The 15,777-nt window shown below is 72.7% G+C and carries 11 protein-coding genes; 10 read left to right on the top strand and 1 reads right to left on the bottom strand.

What is annotated here, in order from left to right; genetic code table 11:
- On the bottom strand, positions 1 to 232 hold a 232-nt coding region (locus OXN85_08765), incomplete at its 3' end, for a hypothetical protein (protein MCY3600050.1).
- A gap of 215 nt (positions 233 to 447) precedes the next feature.
- Here OXN85_08765 and OXN85_08760 point away from each other — a divergent pair.
- From OXN85_08760 to OXN85_08715, 10 genes are all read left to right on the top strand, one after another.
- Positions 448 to 2,766: a hypothetical protein gene (locus OXN85_08760; protein ID MCY3600049.1), complete on the top strand. Its 2,319-nt coding sequence runs from the start codon at positions 448 to 450 to the stop codon at positions 2,764 to 2,766.
- Positions 2,767 to 2,783: 17 nt separating this feature from the next.
- Complete coding sequence (locus OXN85_08755) at positions 2,784 to 3,896, top strand: ABC transporter ATP-binding protein (GenBank protein MCY3600048.1); 1,113 nt, start codon at positions 2,784 to 2,786, stop codon at positions 3,894 to 3,896.
- A complete protein-coding gene (locus OXN85_08750; GenBank protein MCY3600047.1) occupies positions 3,893 to 5,248 on the top strand; it encodes a sugar ABC transporter substrate-binding protein in 1,356 nt (451 codons plus the stop codon). The genes OXN85_08755 and OXN85_08750 overlap by 4 nt, the downstream gene beginning before the upstream one ends.
- Complete coding sequence (locus OXN85_08745) at positions 5,245 to 7,026, top strand: sugar ABC transporter permease (GenBank protein MCY3600046.1); 1,782 nt, start codon at positions 5,245 to 5,247, stop codon at positions 7,024 to 7,026. The genes OXN85_08750 and OXN85_08745 overlap by 4 nt, the downstream gene beginning before the upstream one ends.
- Positions 7,019 to 7,840 (top strand): carbohydrate ABC transporter permease, encoded by an 822-nt coding sequence (locus tag OXN85_08740; protein MCY3600045.1) that lies wholly within the window; start codon positions 7,019 to 7,021, stop codon positions 7,838 to 7,840. Before OXN85_08745 ends, OXN85_08740 begins: the two co-directional genes overlap by 8 nt.
- Before the next feature lie 4 nt (positions 7,841 to 7,844).
- Positions 7,845 to 9,851 (top strand): trehalase family glycosidase, encoded by a 2,007-nt coding sequence (locus tag OXN85_08735; protein MCY3600044.1) that lies wholly within the window; start codon positions 7,845 to 7,847, stop codon positions 9,849 to 9,851.
- A complete protein-coding gene (galK, locus tag OXN85_08730; GenBank protein MCY3600043.1) occupies positions 9,848 to 12,016 on the top strand; it encodes a galactokinase in 2,169 nt (722 codons plus the stop codon). Before OXN85_08735 ends, galK begins: the two co-directional genes overlap by 4 nt.
- 66 nt (positions 12,017 to 12,082) lie before the next feature.
- A complete protein-coding gene (locus OXN85_08725; GenBank protein MCY3600042.1) occupies positions 12,083 to 12,292 on the top strand; it encodes a type II toxin-antitoxin system HicB family antitoxin in 210 nt (69 codons plus the stop codon).
- A 6-nt stretch (positions 12,293 to 12,298) separates the two neighbouring features.
- A complete protein-coding gene (locus tag OXN85_08720; GenBank protein MCY3600041.1) occupies positions 12,299 to 12,526 on the top strand; it encodes a type II toxin-antitoxin system HicA family toxin in 228 nt (75 codons plus the stop codon).
- Positions 12,527 to 12,644: 118 nt separating this feature from the next.
- Positions 12,645 to 15,602: a DUF5107 domain-containing protein gene (locus OXN85_08715; protein ID MCY3600040.1), complete on the top strand. Its 2,958-nt coding sequence runs from the start codon at positions 12,645 to 12,647 to the stop codon at positions 15,600 to 15,602.
- Positions 15,603 to 15,777 lie beyond the last annotated feature (175 nt).

Below are 15,777 nucleotides of genomic sequence, written 5' to 3'. Positions count from 1 at the left end.
TCAGGTCCTCGGCGAAGTCGGACATGTGCTCGCCGATCTCTTCCACCGCGTCGGTGATGCTGGCCGCGATGTCGTCGGCGGCATCGCGCAGGTCTTCCCGCACTTCCGCTTCGTCCCGCGACTCGTTGTCGCCGAGGAAGATGCAACCCGCCGACGTGAAGCCGCAGAACAGGGCGCCCGCGAGGGCGATCCGCCGCGAAGGGCGGCCGAGAGAGTGGCGATTCCGGGACATCTTTTCCTCCAGACGCTGAAAGCGGGTTTTGCAGGCGGCGCGGCTGCGTATCGCCGCGCGGCCGGGCCACCGCTACGGGCGACGCGGGGGCCTGTGCGCGCCTACGCGCCTCGCCGTGAGGAAGTGTCAGACCGCCGCGACCCGGAGGCGTCGCGCACCGGGGCCGGACCCCTCGGCCCGTTGACCGGCGACCGGAGCGGCTCGATGGTGTTGCCATGAACGACCCCCCGTCCCGTTCCGCCCTTTCGCCGAAGGCTCGCATCGCGGCGCTGGCTCGCGATGACAAGTGGTTCCTGGGGGGACTGGACGGCGTGGTGTGGGCGCCGCCGTTCCCGCGCTGGCTGCACCGGCCGGGGTTCTGGGATCCGGCGCACCTGCTGCAGCACGAGGTCGGGCCCGGGTTCTCGGTGGCCCTCACAGGCTCCGACGGACGGGAGAGCCGGCTCCGTCGAGCGGCGCCCGGCAGGGGCGGTGGCGAGCCGGCCCCCGGCAGGTGCAGGTGGCGGCCCGGGCGGCTGATCGTCGGGTGGCTGGACGACCGAGACGTCCTCGTCGAGGAACGCCGCCAGGTGCTGCCGGGCGGAATCCTGGAATCCGCATGGGACATCCCCGGCGGCTTCGAGGGCCATCTCGTCGGCTTCACCGCGCAGCCGGCGGACGCGACGGCCGGGGTGGCGCCCACGGCGGACGGCGTGGGCTGGACGCGGACCGTCTCGGACCGGCGGGGGCAGGAACTGGTCCTGCGCATGGAGCTCGCGGGCTCCGTTTCGCCCGCATGGCGGCGCATCGCGCCGTCCGAGGGTCGCGGAGCGCCCGAATGGCGGCACTCCCCCTTCGCGGAGGAGGGCGGAGGCGGCGCGGGGAAGGCGGCGGACGCGCGCCGCTCCGGGTGGATCTGGATCGCCGTCGCTCTTCCGTTGGCGGGCGTCAACGACGGCGGCCCGCCGACGCTCCGGCTGACGCTCCAGCTCCCGAGCACCGCACCCCGACGCGCGCCGTCAACGTCCCCGGCGCCAGCGTCCCCGGCGCCAACGTCCCCGGCCCCAGCGTACCCGACATCCGCGCCCGGCGAGACTGGGGCGACCTCCGCCTGGGAGTCCTTCTTCGGAGACTTCCCCCACTTCCGGTGCGGCGATCCGTATCTGGACCGCACTTTCGACTACCGCATCTACGGTCTCGGCCTGAACCGGATCGAGGGTCCGTGGGGCCCGGTGCGGCGCCCCGCCATCGCCGAGGGCCCGGAGTACTTCCACGTGCCGATCGCCTACAGCGCGCAGTGCCACATGATGGAGATGCGTTGGCGGCAGGGCGGTCGCGAGGCGTGGGGCTCACTCCTGAACTTCGTCGACAACCAGAAGCCCGGCGGCTCCTTCCACGGGCGCCTCTATCCGGAGCGCCTCGAGGGGACCGACTTCTACCACGCGAACTGGGGCGACGCGCTGCTGGCGGTCGATGACATGCACCCCGATGCGGCGGCGCTGGCCCGCTGCTACGAGGGACTGTCGCGCTACGCCCGCTGGCTCGTGGCGGCGCGCGACCCGGAGGCGTCGGGGATGTTCACCGTCACGAACCACTTCGAGACGGGACAGGAGTACATGTCGCGCTACATGGCCGTGGACGAGGAGGCGGACGTGGCGGGGTGGCGTCCCCGGCTGCGGCTCAAGGGGATCGACGTCACGGTGTACGCGCACCAGTTGTTTCGCGCCCTCGGCACGGTCGCGCGTCGTCTGGAGCGGTCCGGTGACGAGGCCGAGTGGCGCGGGCTCGAGGCCCGGTGCCGGAGGGCGATCGACGAGCGCATGTGGTCGGCGGAGGCCGGGCTGTTCACGGACGTGGACGGACGCACCGGCGAGCGGACCGGCGTGAAGGCGGCAGTGGGCTTCTATCCGCTGCTCACCGGAGGGGTCGAGGGCGCGCGGCTCGATGCCCTTCTCGATCACCTCGAGGATCCGGCGACGTTCGGCACGCGCTTCCCCCTGCCTTCGTCCAGCGTGGACGACCCGCGGTTTTCGGCGGAGGGCATCTGGCGCGGGAAGCGCCGCAACTGCCCGTGGAACGGACGCGTCTGGCCGATGACGACGAGCCATGTGATCGAAGGGCTGCTGCGCTGCTCGCGCGGCGGGAACTCGCGGGCGAACGGGCGGGCGGGCGCGCTGGCGGCCGACATGCTGCGTCGTTTCGCGCGCATGATGTTCACCGATGGCGACGCTTCGCGCCCGAACTGCTTCGAGCACTACAACCCGCACACGGGGCGCGCGTGCCACTTCCGGGGGATCGACGACTACCAGCATTCGTGGATCCTCGACCTGCTGGCGCGCGGATTCGGCGGGCTTCACGTAGACGCGAGGGGCGTCGAGGTGCGGCCGCTGCCGAACGGTCCCGCGCACGTGTCGCTGGGACCGGTCATCGCGCGCGGGCGCACCGTGTCCGTCGACGTCGCGCCCGAACGGGTGAGCGTGGAGGTGGACGGCGAGCGGTTCGACGGGCCGCGCGGCGAGGCGCTGCGGGTGCCGTGGATCCGGTGGGTCTCGTGACCCGCGCGCCGCAGGGCGTGGAGCTGCGCGGCGTGGAGAAGCGCTACGGCGACGTCGCGGCCGTCCGGGCGCTGGACCTGGAGGTCCGGCCGGGAGAGCTGGTGGTGCTGGTCGGACCTTCGGGGTGCGGGAAGAGCACGCTGCTGCGCCTCATCGCCGGGCTCATCGAACCCACGGCCGGAGAGGTGTGGATCGGGGGGCGGCGCGTGGACGACGTCGAGCCGGGCGCTCGCGACGTGTCCATGGTGTTCCAGAGCTACGCGCTCTACCCGCACATGACCGTGGCCGGGAATCTGGGCTTCGGCCTGCGGGTGCGCGGCACGCCGCGCGACGAGATCGAGCGGCGCGTCGCGGACGCCGCCGCCGCGCTCGGCCTTTCCGAACTGCTGTCGCGGAAGCCCGGCCAACTGTCCGGCGGACAGCGCCAGCGGGTCGCGCTGGGGCGGGCCATGGTCCGGGACCCGGGCGTGTTCCTGTTCGACGAGCCGCTCTCGAACCTGGACGCGGAACTTCGCCTGCGGACGCGCGACGAGATCGCCGCCCTGCACCGGCGCCTCGGCACGACGATGATCTTCGTGACGCACGACCAGGTGGAGGCGCTTTCGCTGGGCCAGCGGGTCGCGGTGATGGACCGCGGCCGGCTCCAGCAGGTGGGCACGCCGGAGGAGGTCTACCGCCGGCCGACGAACCTGTTCGTGGCGGGATTCGTGGGGTCGCCACCCATCAACCGCATCCTCCTGTCCCGAGACGAGGGGGGCCGGCTGGCGGGCGGTCCGTTCGCCCTGCACGGGTCGCCCGGCCTCGACCGGGCGACGCTCGGGGTGCGGCCGGAGGACCTCGCCGTCGTCCCAGGCGGGGGGCACGATTCGAGCGAGGCGAGCGACGCGAACGACGCGAGCGACTTCCGGGCCACCGCGCTCCGCGTGGAGGCGCTGGGCAGCGAGCAGCGCGTACACCTGGACGGCCCCGGCGACGCGGCGTGGGTGGCGCGCGCGGGCCCCGCCCTCCGAGTCGCTCCCGGCGACCGGGTGCGCGTGTCGGTCGCGTGGGAGCGCAGCCACCTGTTCGGTCCGGATGGCCACCGCGAGCAGGCCGCGCCCCGACCGACCGACCGACCGGGCCCCCGATGACGCGCCCACCGCCGCGCGCACGCCGGCCCCTCCCGGCCGTTCGCGCCGCCAGAGTCCTCGCCGGCCCTGTTCTCGCCGCCCTCATCCTCGCGGCGGCGGGCTGTGCGCCCGGCGAATCGGACACGGTGCTGCGCGTGGCGCTCTGGGCCGGTGGACACGAACTCGAGATCGAGCGGGAAGTGGCCGACCGCTACGAGGCGCTGCACCCCGGCGTCCGCATCGCGCTCGAGTCGGCTCCCAACGGATACGAGGAGCGCCTGCTGACCTCGATCGCGGCGGGGCGTCCGCCCGACGTCTACCTCATGGACTCGCCGGACATCCCCACCTTCGTGGAGCGCGGACTGGCGCTGGATCTCGCGCCATACATGGAGGCGCTCGGCTTTCGGACGGACAGCGTGTTCGGGCAGGTGGCGGACGCGTTTCGCCGGGGCGGATCCATGTTCGCGCTGCCGAAGGACTTCACGCCGATGGTCCTGTACGCGAACCGGAGCGTGCTCGCCGCCGCGGGGGTCGAGGCCCTTCTGCCGGTGGCGCCGTCGACCGCCGAGCCCGCGGCCGGCTGGACGTGGACGGATTTCCGGCGGGCCGCGGAGACGGTCGCCGCAGACACCGACGGCGACGGCCGGCAGGACGTGTTCGGGTTCGACTTTCCGCGCAACCTGTACCAGTGGGTGCCGTTCGTGTGGTCGGCGGGAGGCGACATCCTCGCGCCCGGCGGCGGCGGCGCGGCGGGATACCTGGACGGGCCGGAAGCGCTCGAGGCATACCGCTTCCTCACGGCCCTGGCGGAGGACGGCCTCACGCCGGGCGCGCAGTTCGTGCAGCAGGGAGACCCCGCGCGGGAGGCACGCTTCGCGTCGGGCGGACAGGCGTTCCTGCTCTCGGGCCACTGGACGCTCCCCGTGTTCCGGGATCTGGTGGAGACGGGCGGCCTGGATCTGGCCATCCTCCCCATCCCGCACCACCCCTCGCGGACGGCGGCGACCAGCGTGCTGTACGCGTCCGGGTGGGCCGTGCCGCCGAACGCCCCCAACCTGCGCCGGGCCATCGACCTCGCCGGCTTCCTCGCCTCGCCCGACGCGCAGCGTATTCGGGCGCGGTCGGGACTCGCCATCCCCTCGCGGATCGATGTGGCGGCGGAGATCGCGGCGGCGGACGGTTCCGGCGTCGAGGCCGCGTTCATCGCGCTTGTGGAGGGCGCGCGGATGACGTGGGGCGCCCGGGTGCGGGACTTCTCCCGCATCGAGGCGCTGGCGGTGGAGATCATGGACCGCCGCCTGATTCGGGGAGAACCGCTCGCCTCGAGCGCCTCGGACGTGGCCCGCCGCATCGACGCGGAGTTCGGGCGGTGAGCGGCGCGCGGCCGCCGGTTCTCGCCGCCCTCGCCGCCGTCGTCCTGGCCGCCGGTCTGGCGATGGTGCTGGCCATCGCCGCGGGCCGGGTGCATGGCGTGCGGGCCGCGGCGGCGGAAGCCGAAGCGCGCATGGCGGCCACGCTGTGGGAGGAGGGGGGCGGCGCCCCAGCCGTCGCCGGGCTGCTCGGTGAACGGGCGGCGATCCTCGGCGCGGGCGCCGGAGGTGACGGCACGGGGGCATACGCCCACGAGGCCGGTGCGCTCGACGCCGCCGCCTGGATCGCGGTCGCGCCGCGCCCAGCGGACGGCCCGCTGGGCGCCCTACCTGGCGCGGCCGGCGCCATCGCGTTGGCGGGCGCGGCCCTCATGGCGGGGTGGGCCGTCGCCAGGCGCCGCGGGCCGACGCGCCGGCGCTACCCGACGGAGATCGCGCTCCTCTCTGTGGGCTGCATCGCGCTGACGGCGGTCGCCGCCGCGCGGTGGGCGGACGGCGAACTCCGATCGCTGAGCGGCGCCACGGTGGCCCAGGGCGCGCGGGCCGTCGAGTCGACCCTGGCCAGCGGCGCAGATCCGGCCCGGGCCGCCCGGGTCGCCCACCTCCCGTGGGCCGCGGACGGCGCGCTGGAGTCCGCGGAGCCACAGTGGACCATGCCGGCCGGCGTCGCGGCCGCCATCGCCGCCTCGCCCGACCGAGCCACGCAGCCCGCCGGCACGCGTGCGGGGACGCCGTACACGGTGGAAGCGGACGGCGCCACGTGGCACGTTGCCCGCGCCGCCGACGTCCACCTCGCCTTCCTCGGATACGAGCGGACCGCCTCGCCCGCCCTCGCGCTGGCCGCCGCGGGCGGGCTCGCGACCCTGCTGGTCGTGCTGGCGCTCCACCTCGTGCAACTCGCGGCCCGCCCCCGCGCGCTGCGTCGAACCCTCGCGGCCTGGGGCCTCCTCGCGCCGGCGGCGGCCCTCATCCTCGCGTTCACCCTTGGGCCGCTCGTCTTCTCGCTATGGATCTCGCTGCACGAATGGCGCCTCATCGACCCCGCGCCGCTCTTCCTCGGATTCGACAACTACGCGGCGCTGCTCGCGGACGGCGAGTGGTGGTCGGCGATCGGGAACACGGCGCTGTTCACGCTGCACGTGCCCGCCGCGATGGCCCTCGCCCTCGCCCTCGCGCTCCTCACCCGCGGGTCGCGCCGCGCCATGCGCTGGGCCCGGCTCGCCCTCTTCCTCCCCGGCATCACGAGCGTGGCGGCGATCGCGGTGGTGTGGAAGTGGCTGCTGAGCGACCGGTACGGGCTACTGAACCGGGGCCTGGAACGCGCGGGATTCGAGTCCGTCCCGTGGCTCACCTCGCCCGACACCGCGCTCACGAGCCTGATGGCGATCGGCGTCTGGATGGTCGTGGGCTACCAGATGGTCGTCTTCCAGGCGGGCCTCGCCGCAATCCCCCGTGACTGGTACGACGCGGCCCGGGTCGACGGCGCGGGGCCGTGGCAGCGCTTCCGCCACGTCACCCTGCCCGGCCTCCGCCACACCCTGTTCTTCGTGCTCGTCACGTCCGTCATCGGGTCCTTCCAGGTGTTCGGACTCGTCTACGTGATGACCGAGGGCGGCCCGCTGGGCGCCACCGATGTCGCCGTCTATCACATCTACCGCGAGGCGTGGGAGTTCCTGCAGTTCGGCAACGCGGCGGCGATGAGTTGGATGCTGTTCGCCGTCGTGTTCGCCGCCACCTGGCTGCACTTCCGCTTCCTCGATACGCGGCGCGCCCATGGCTGACCGCGCCATCGCGCCCCGGACGGCCCGGGGGCTCCTGCTCGCCGCGGCCTGCCTCGTCATGGCCGCGCCCTTCGCCTGGATGGCGCTCACCAGCCTCATGGGACAACTCGAGGTGTTCGCCGGCGGCAGTCTCCTGCCGCGGTCGCCGCGGTGGTCCAACTATCCGGAGGCGCTGACCGTCCAGCCTTTCGGGCGCTACTTCCTGAACTCGCTCGTGTTCGCGACCGCGGTGGCGGCGGGCCAGGTCGCGACCTCGGCCACCGCCGGGTACGCCTTCGCCCGCCTCGATTTCCCCGGACGGGACGGGCTGTTCATGCTCTTTCTGTCGACGATGATGGTGCCCGCGGTCGTCATCCTCATCCCCCGCTTCCTCATGATCGAGGCCCTCGGCTGGATCGACACCTACCAGGGCCTCATCTCCACGGAACTCGTCTCCGTGTGGGGCATCTTCCTCATGCGGCAGTACTTCCGGACGGTGCCGCGCGAGCTGGAGGACGCCGCGCGCGTGGACGGGGCCGGGCGCGTGCGCATCTTCTGGAGCGTCGCCCTGCCGCTCGCGAAGCCCGCCGTGGCCACGCTCGCGCTGTTCGCGTTCGTCGACGCGTGGAAGAACCTGCTGTGGCCGCTCCTCGTGACCCGCTCCATGGAGATGCGCGTCGTCGAGGTGGGGATCGCCGCCTTCCATTCGACCTACGAGATCAACTGGCCCTACCAGATGGCGGCCGGCGTCGCCGCCGTGCTCCCCATCGCCCTCCTCTTCCTCTTCACCCAGCGGTACTTCGTGCGCGGCATCCAACTCGAAGGCATCCGCTAGCGTGATGCGCGTCGGGGCGCTTGAGGCGCGGCGCTGGGCCGGGCTCGTGTTCGCGGCCGGGCCCGGAGAAGGGATCGGCCTCCGCCTCGTCTTCACCACCCCGAGCGGTGAGCGGCGGGAGTTGGAGGACTGGTACTGGATGGTCTCCCGCCTCGGGCCCCACGCGCCGGACGGATCGTACGCGCGCATGGAGTTCGATCTCGCCGCCGAGCCTTCGTCCGACTCCCGCCCCGGGGAGGGCACGCTCATCCTGGAATGGGCGCGCCGCGAAGACGCCGTGGCGCTGCGGGCGGTGGCGCGGGCGCCGGGCCGGGTGGAGCTGGTGGGGGACAATCCGTGGGGATGGAAGACGACCTGGGAGGAAGCGTCCGATGGCTGGCGGGCCGCGCCGGGAGGCGTGGAGATCGCCGCCGCGTTCGCGCCGCGCGCCGGAGACCGTGCGGCCACGTTGGTCGTCTGGGAGCCGAGCGGTACGCCGTCTCGATCCGGAGCTGTCCTCGCCCGGGCCAAACGCGTTCTCCAGGAGTTGGACCCCTGGATCGACGACGCGCGCCGCGCCTGGGACCGCCGCCGACCACGTTCGTCGGGGGCCGCTGAAGGACTGGTCGAGGCCGTTACGGACCACCTGATGTGGACGGTTCTCCTTCAGCCGGAAACGGGTCGACTCTACGCGCCGGCCGGCCGCCGCTGGATCTTTCCGAAATCAGACGACGCCTCGGCGAAGGGTGACGGCACGGCGGAGGGCGCGGGCGTGAAACAGGGCGCGGCGGGGCCCGACGACTGGACTGTGTTCGGATGGGATTCCTTCTTCAACGCCCTCGCGCTCGCCACCGCGTCGGGGCGGCTGGCCTGGGACGTGCTCCTCACCGGGCTCGACTCGCGCTATCCGAACGGGAACGTGCCCAACTGGAGGAGCCGGCGCGGCGGCACGCCCGACCGCTCGCAGCCCCCGATCGGGTCGTACGCGGCGCTGAAGCTGCACCTCGTGTGCCCCGACGTGGACGCGCTCGCGGCGGCCTGGCCGGGGCTCCGCGAGTGGAACGACTGGTGGGTGGCGGACAAGGGTGGGCGCCCGCGTCGGGAGGGCCTCACGCCCGGGCTGCTGGCGTGGGGCTCGGACACGGCGCGGGTTCCGCCGCGCGAGCGGCTCCCGGCCTGGGAGGCGGACGCGGACGGCCACCAACGCGCGGCGTGGGAATCGGGCCAGGACGACCTGCCGCTGTGGGAGGAGGCGGAATGGGATCCGGAGCGGGAAGTCCTCGCCATGTCCGCCGTCGACCTGTGCAGCTACCGAGCCCTGGACCTCGAGTGTCTGGCGCGGATCGCCCGCATCCTGGGCCACGGGGCGGAGGCGGAGCGGCTGGAGGCCGAGCGCCGCCGGCTCGTCGCGACGATGAACCGGGTGCTGTGGTCCGAAGCCGCCGGGCTCTACCTGGATGGACTGCCTGCCGGTCACTCTCCTCGCGTGGCGGCGTCGAACTTCCTTCCCCTGATCGCCGGCGTGCCGTCAACGCGGCGGGCGCGGCGCATGGTCGGTGTGCTGCGCGACCCCGCGCGCTTCGGGGGAGAGTGGGTGCTGCCCACGATCTCGCGCGACGACCCCGCGTTCGAGGACCAGCAGTACTGGCGCGGCTCCATCTGGCCACCCATGAATTACCTCGTGCTGCAGGGACTGCGACGGTACGGGTTCGACGAGCTCGCAAGCGAGCTGGCATGGAAGGGGGCGCTCATGTTCCTGGCCGACCTCCGGCGCACGGGGTTCTGCCGCGAGAACTTCGACGCGCGCAGCGGTCGCGGGCGAGGGCACCGCTTCCAGAGCTGGGGACCGCTGTTCGCGCTGGGCGCGATCGAGGAGTTCGTTGACGCCTCTCCGTGGCGCGGACTGCGCATCGGCTCCCGGCTACCCGCGATCGTCGCGTGCGGGGAGGCCGCCGTCGACGGCGCCGTCCAGGCGCGCGTTGAAGGGCTCCGCGTCGCGGGCGAGGCGCGGACGGTGGAGATGTCGCGATGAAGCACATGGCGTCGGTCGACCCGCCGGAGCGGCCGACGCTGGTGATCCTCGCCGCCGGACGATCCACCCGGTTCGGTCGCGCCAAGCAGCTCGAGCCGGTGGGGCCGGGCGGCGGGTCGCTGCTCGAATACGCGGTGTACGACGCCGTGCGCGCGGGCTTCGGGCGTTTCGTTCTCGTCGTGCGGGAGAGCCAGCGCGATGAGTTCGAGGCGCGACTGCGTCCAATGCGGGCGGCGGGGGTCTCTCTCTCCCTCGCCTGCCAGCGTCTCGTTCACCCCGACCTCGTCCCGCTCGCCCCACCCGGGCGGGTTCGGCCCTGGGGCACGGGATTCGCCGTGCTGGCCGCGGCGACGGCCCTGCCCCGCCAGGGCCCGTTCGCGGTCTGCAACGCGGACGACTTCTACGGGCGAGTCGCGTACGAGCGCCTGGGGCACGCCCTCGCGGATCCTCCCTCGGGCGTCCGCGCCTTCGCGGTGACCTCCCCGCTGGCCAACACCCTGTCGGCCTTCGGCGGCGTGTCGCGCGGTCTGTGCGAAGAGCGGCCCGACGGCACGCTGCTCCGCATGACCGAAGGCCTGGATCTGCGCCTCGACGGCGACGCACCGCGGACGGGCGAAGGCGCCGAATCCCCGGCCGCCCGGCCCCGCGTCGTCGGGCGCACGCCCTCCGGCGCGGCGATCCGAGTGGACGGGGACAGCCAGGCGTGTATGGGCCTGTGGGGGTTCTTCCCCGACATCCTGCCCCTGCTGGAGGAGCGCTTCCGGGACTTCGTCGCTGCGTCCCCCGGGACCGAGAACGAGTTCTACCTGTCGGAGACCGTCGGCGATCTCGCGGCCGCCGAACGGACGCGCTGCGGCCTGGTGCCCGCCGGCCAGGGGTGGATGGGCGTCACCTTCCCCGGAGACCGCGAGCGCGTCGCCGTCTCGCTCCGGCAACTGACCGAGGCCGGCGCGTATCCGGTCGATCTCTGGACGCCACCCGTTCACGCGAAGCCGGTCGGCTCGGCGCAGCCGTCACTCTTCGGTCCACCGCAGGCGCCGCCCAGCGGGGTCGCGACCGCTCCGGGGCGCATCAACCTGATCGGCGAGCACATCGACTACAACGGCCTGCCCGTGCTGCCGATGGCCCTCGACCGACACGTCCACCTGGACTTTGAGGCGCTGGGGCACGGGACGGTCGAACTCGAAGGCGATTCCGTCCACGGTTCGTTCGCCTTTCGGCTGGACCGCGCCACCGAATCCGCCCCCCGGGGACACTGGTCGAACTATGTGAGGGCCGCGGCCAGGGGGTTGCTCGACCACGGCGTCGAACTGCGGCGAGGCATCCGGGGAACGGTCACGGGCACCGTTCCGGTGGCGGAGGGGCTGTCGTCCTCCTCCGCCCTCGTGGTCGCATCTGCGCTGGCCCTGTTGCACGCGAACGAAGCGCGGGTGGAGGCGCTGGAACTGGCGGCGCTCCTCGCCCGCGCCGAGCGGTATGTTGGCCTGCAGGGCGGCGGGATGGACCAGGCCGCGTCTCTCTGCGGAAAGGAGGGGCACGCGCTGCGGATCGACTTCGAACCGCTGCGCGTGACGCCGGTGCCGGTGCCGGAGGGATGGCGGTGGGTCGTCGCCTCGTCGTTGACGCGCGCGGAGAAGGCGGGCGCAGTCCGCGAGCTGTACAACGAGCGGCGCGCCCAGTGCGCGGAGGCCCTCGAACGGGTGGGCCGGAAGTCCTGGCTGGAGGTGGTGGAACCCGACCAGGACGAGTTCGCATCCATCCTGACCGGGGCGCGGAAGTCGCTGCCGCTCACGCTGTCGAGGCGCTTTCGTCATGTGGCCAGCGAGGGCCGCCGGGTGATCGAGGCCGAGCGCGCCCTGCGCGGCGACAACATGGCCGCCTTCGGCCGGCTGATGAACGCATCGCACGCCAGCCTGCGCGATGACTTCGGCGTGAGCACGCAGGCTCTGGACGAGATCGTGGGCGTCGCCCGCGATGCGGGCGCGGCCGGGGCACGGCTCACGGGCGCGGGATTCGGCGGCTGCGCGGTCGCGCTCTGCAGCGCGAACGAGGCGAAGGGCGTGATCGAAGCCCTCATCGATCGTTTCTACGCCCCCCGCGGAGGCGTCGACCGCCGAGCCCTCTTCGTCGCCGACCCCTCCAACGGCGCCACCGTAACGTTGTAAGACCGTTGGCCGGCCCGACGGGCAATGGCTAGAATGGCGGGGATGGACGAGGACAGGATTATGCCGATGCAAACCTACACTGCCGTCGTGGAGCGCTGCCCCGACACGGGCCTTTACGTGGGCTACGTGCCCGGTTTCCAGGGTGCGCACAGCCAAGGCGAGACCCTTGAGGAACTCAACCGGAATCTCAAGGAAGTGATCGCCATGCTTCTCGAGGAAGGGACGCCCGCGCTCGTTGGCGAGTACGTAGGTACGCAGACCGTCGTCCTGGCCTAGATTCGGGTGCCGCCGGTCCCTGTCCTCAAGCCGCGCGAGGTGATTTCGATCCTCGGCGCACTCGGGTTCAAGGAAGTGCGACACCGGGGGTCCCACAAGCGGTTCCGCCATCCTGATGGCCGTGCAACCACCGTACCCGTCCATGGCGGCCGGGACGTGTCACCCGTACTGCTCCGCAGAATCGCCCGCGAAGTCGGCCTGACGATTCACGAGTTCGTTGAACACCGGCGATAGGGGAACGATGAAGCACATTGGCGGTGGGACAACCGCGATCCGGGCCTGTGTCATTTGTGCCGCTCTGGGTGCCGTCTCATGCGACGCTCCGGGGCCGCGCGCTCGCATCTCCGAGGAGGTGCGGGTTCTGGATACGTATCCGTTTTCGGATCCGAATCCCGTGCCGGTGCTGGCCACCGACCGGCGGCTGTACCCCTACCACACGTTCGAGGGGTACGCGGCGACATCGGAGCCCCGGGAGTGGACGGTCGTGACGATGGAGAACGACCTCATCGAGGTCTTCGTTCTTCCGGAAGTGGGCGGCAAGGTGTGGGGGGCCGTGGTGAAGGCGACCGGGCACGAGTTCATCTATCGGAACGAAGTGATGAAGTTCCGGGATATCGCGCTGCGCGGCCCGTGGACCTCGGGCGGCCTCGAGTTCAACTTTGGCGTCATCGGGCACACGCCGGCCACCGCCACGCCCGTCGACTACCTGGTGCGGGAGAACGCGGACGGCAGCGTGAGCACGATCGTCGGCGCCACCGACCTCCCGTCGCGGACGCCGTGGCGGGTTGAGATCCGGCTTCCGCCGGACCGCGCGGCCTTCGAGACGCGCGTCCTGTGGTACAATCCGACCCCGCTGGAGCAGCCCTACTACAACTGGATGACGGCCGCGGCCTTCGCGCAGGACGACCTGGAACTGTTCGTGCCCGGCGACGCCTACCTGGAGCACTCCGGGCGGGAGCGACCGTGGCCCGAAGACGAGGAGGGACGCTTCCTGCCGCTCTACCGCAACAACGCGTTCGGGGGACACAAGTCCTACCACGTCGTCGGGGCGCTGAACGACTTCTTCGGCGGCTACTACCACGACGAGGACTACGGCTGGGGGCACTGGGCCCCGCACGAGGAGATGCCGGGGCGCAAGATGTGGCTGTGGGCGCTCTCGCGGGCGGGGGGCATCTGGGAGGACCTCCTCACCGACACCGACGGGCAGTACGTCGAGTTCCAGGCCGGACGGCTCCATGCGCAGTACCAGCCGGGAGCGCACCGCAACCCGGTCTCGCAGGCCGGGTTCGATCCCTTCTCGGCCAGCCGCTGGACCGAGTGGTGGTTCCCGCTGGAGGGGACGGGCGGGCTCACGGACGCTTCGCCTCACGGAGCCATGCACGTCGAACGGGAGAGCGACCGCCTGCGGGTCGTGGTCCAGGCGTTCGGATCCGGGGCCGACACCGTGAAGGCATGGTCGGCCGGCGAACAGGTCGCCGCCCGAGCGGTGGCGTTCGAGGCCCTGGGTCCCGTGACGGTCGAGGTCGACGTCGCGCCCGGGCGCCCGTGGCGCGTTGCCGTGCCGGGGCTCCGCCTGGAAGCCTGCTCGAGGCCGGGCGCGACCGGTCTCGCCGGGGTGTGCGGATTCGGCGGAGAGCCCTCGGTGTCCCGGCCGTTCGGGACGAACGCCGAGGCGTGGGACGCGCTTCCGGAGACGGATCGCCTGGTGTTCGAGGCAAGGGAGCTGGCGCGGGGCCGCCGCCATGCCGACGCGCGGACGCTGTACGACCGGGCGCTCGCCGCCGAGCCCTGGAACCGGGAGGCATTGCTGGGTCTCGGCACGCTGGCCCTGAGGTCGGCCCGCCATGAGGAGGGTCTCGCCCACGCCCGGCGCGCGCTCCAACTCGACACCTACGATCCGGAGGCCAACTTCCTCGCCGGCAACCTGTACCTCGCCCTCGGGCGCCGCGCCGATGCGCTCGACTCGTTCGGCTGGGCCGCCCGGTCAGCGGCGTTCCGGGCCGCGGCCCGCACTCGGCTGGCGGAGTTGGCGCTGGAGGCGGGGGACATGGCCGAAGCGCGCCGCCACGCCGCGCTGGCGCTCGACCACGACCGCGTGGGTATTCCGGCCCGCGAGGTGCTCGCGATCGCGGCGCGCCTGGAGGGAGACGAGACGGGCGCGGCGCGCGTGCAGGCGGAGGTGCTGGAGCTCGACCCGCTGAACCACTTCGTGCTGGCCGAGCGCTATCTCGCCGCGCGGGCCGAGGGATCCGGCGACGAGGAGGCGACGGACGGAGCGGAGGCGGCGCGCCTCACCGCGTCGATGCGGAGCGAGGTTCCGGGGCAAACGCTGCTGGAACTCGCCGTGGGCTACGCGAACCGCGGGCTGCCCGGCGATGCCGCGCGCCTGCTCGAGTTGGCGGACGAGGTGGGCGGCGGCCCCGTGGCCGCGGTCTGGCTCGCCTTCCTGACGAGTGACGCGGAGCTGCTGCGGGCGGAGGCCGATCCCGCCTTCGCCTTCCCCTACCGCCCCGAGACCCTGCCGGTCCTGCGCTGGGCGGCCGCCGAAGACCCGCAGTGGGGCTGGCGCTACCTGCTGGGCCTGAACCTGTGGGCACTCGACCGCGACGCCGAGGCGGCGGAGGTGCTGGCGGCCCTGGGCGACGAGCCCGATTACGGCCCCGCCTACGCGGCGCGCGCGCACCTGGCGGAGGCCCTGGGCGGCGACCCCGGGCCCGACTTCCGCCGCGCGGTCGAGCTGGATCCCGGAAACCGCCTCCTCCATATCTCCCTCGTCCGGCACCTGCAGCAAACCGGACGCTGGGCCGAGGCGCGCGAGGCGTCCGGCCGGGGACGGGAACTCTTCCCGGACGACTTCAACCTCGCACTCATCCACGCGCGGGGGCTCATCCAGGCGGGCGAGTACCGCGAGGCCAACGGGATCCTTGCCGGCACCCACGTACTCCCCTCGGAGAATTCCGGCGAGGCCCACCGCCTGTACGAATTCCTGCACATCGGGGCCGCGCTCGACGAACTGGAGGCCGGGAACCGCCCGCTCGCCCGCCGTCACCTGGAAGCGGCGCTGCTGTGGCCCGAATCGCTCGGCCAGGGCCGTCCCTTCGACCCCGACGACCGCCTCGTGAGGTTCCTGTTCGACGCGGCGGCGGAAAGCCCCGACGGCGCACCCGTACCCCGGGCCTTCGAGACCGTCACCATCGCCTCGCTGCGCGCGCGCATCGATTCGCTCGCCGCCGCCCCATCCCCGATCGCAGCGATCGAGCAGGACCTCCTGCGCCGGGCCCTCGCCGCCGCCGCCCGCCTGCAACGCTAGCTGTAGATGCCACGACGGTGGTTCACCTGGGGTTGTTCACCCGGGGTTGTTCACCCGGGGTTGTTCACCCGGGGTTGTTCACCGGGGGTTGTTCACCGGGGGTTGTTCACCGGGGGTTGTTCACCGGGGCGAGCGGTTGAGGCGCGTCGCGGGTCACCTGCGGGGAGGTCTTACC

Origin of the sequence: Candidatus Palauibacter australiensis (assembly GCA_026705295.1) — a bacterium.
Classification (GTDB): domain Bacteria; phylum Gemmatimonadota; class Gemmatimonadetes; order Palauibacterales; family Palauibacteraceae; genus Palauibacter; species Palauibacter australiensis.
Note: the sequence above shows the minus strand (reverse complement) of the source record. Positions and strands in the feature narration are given on the sequence as shown.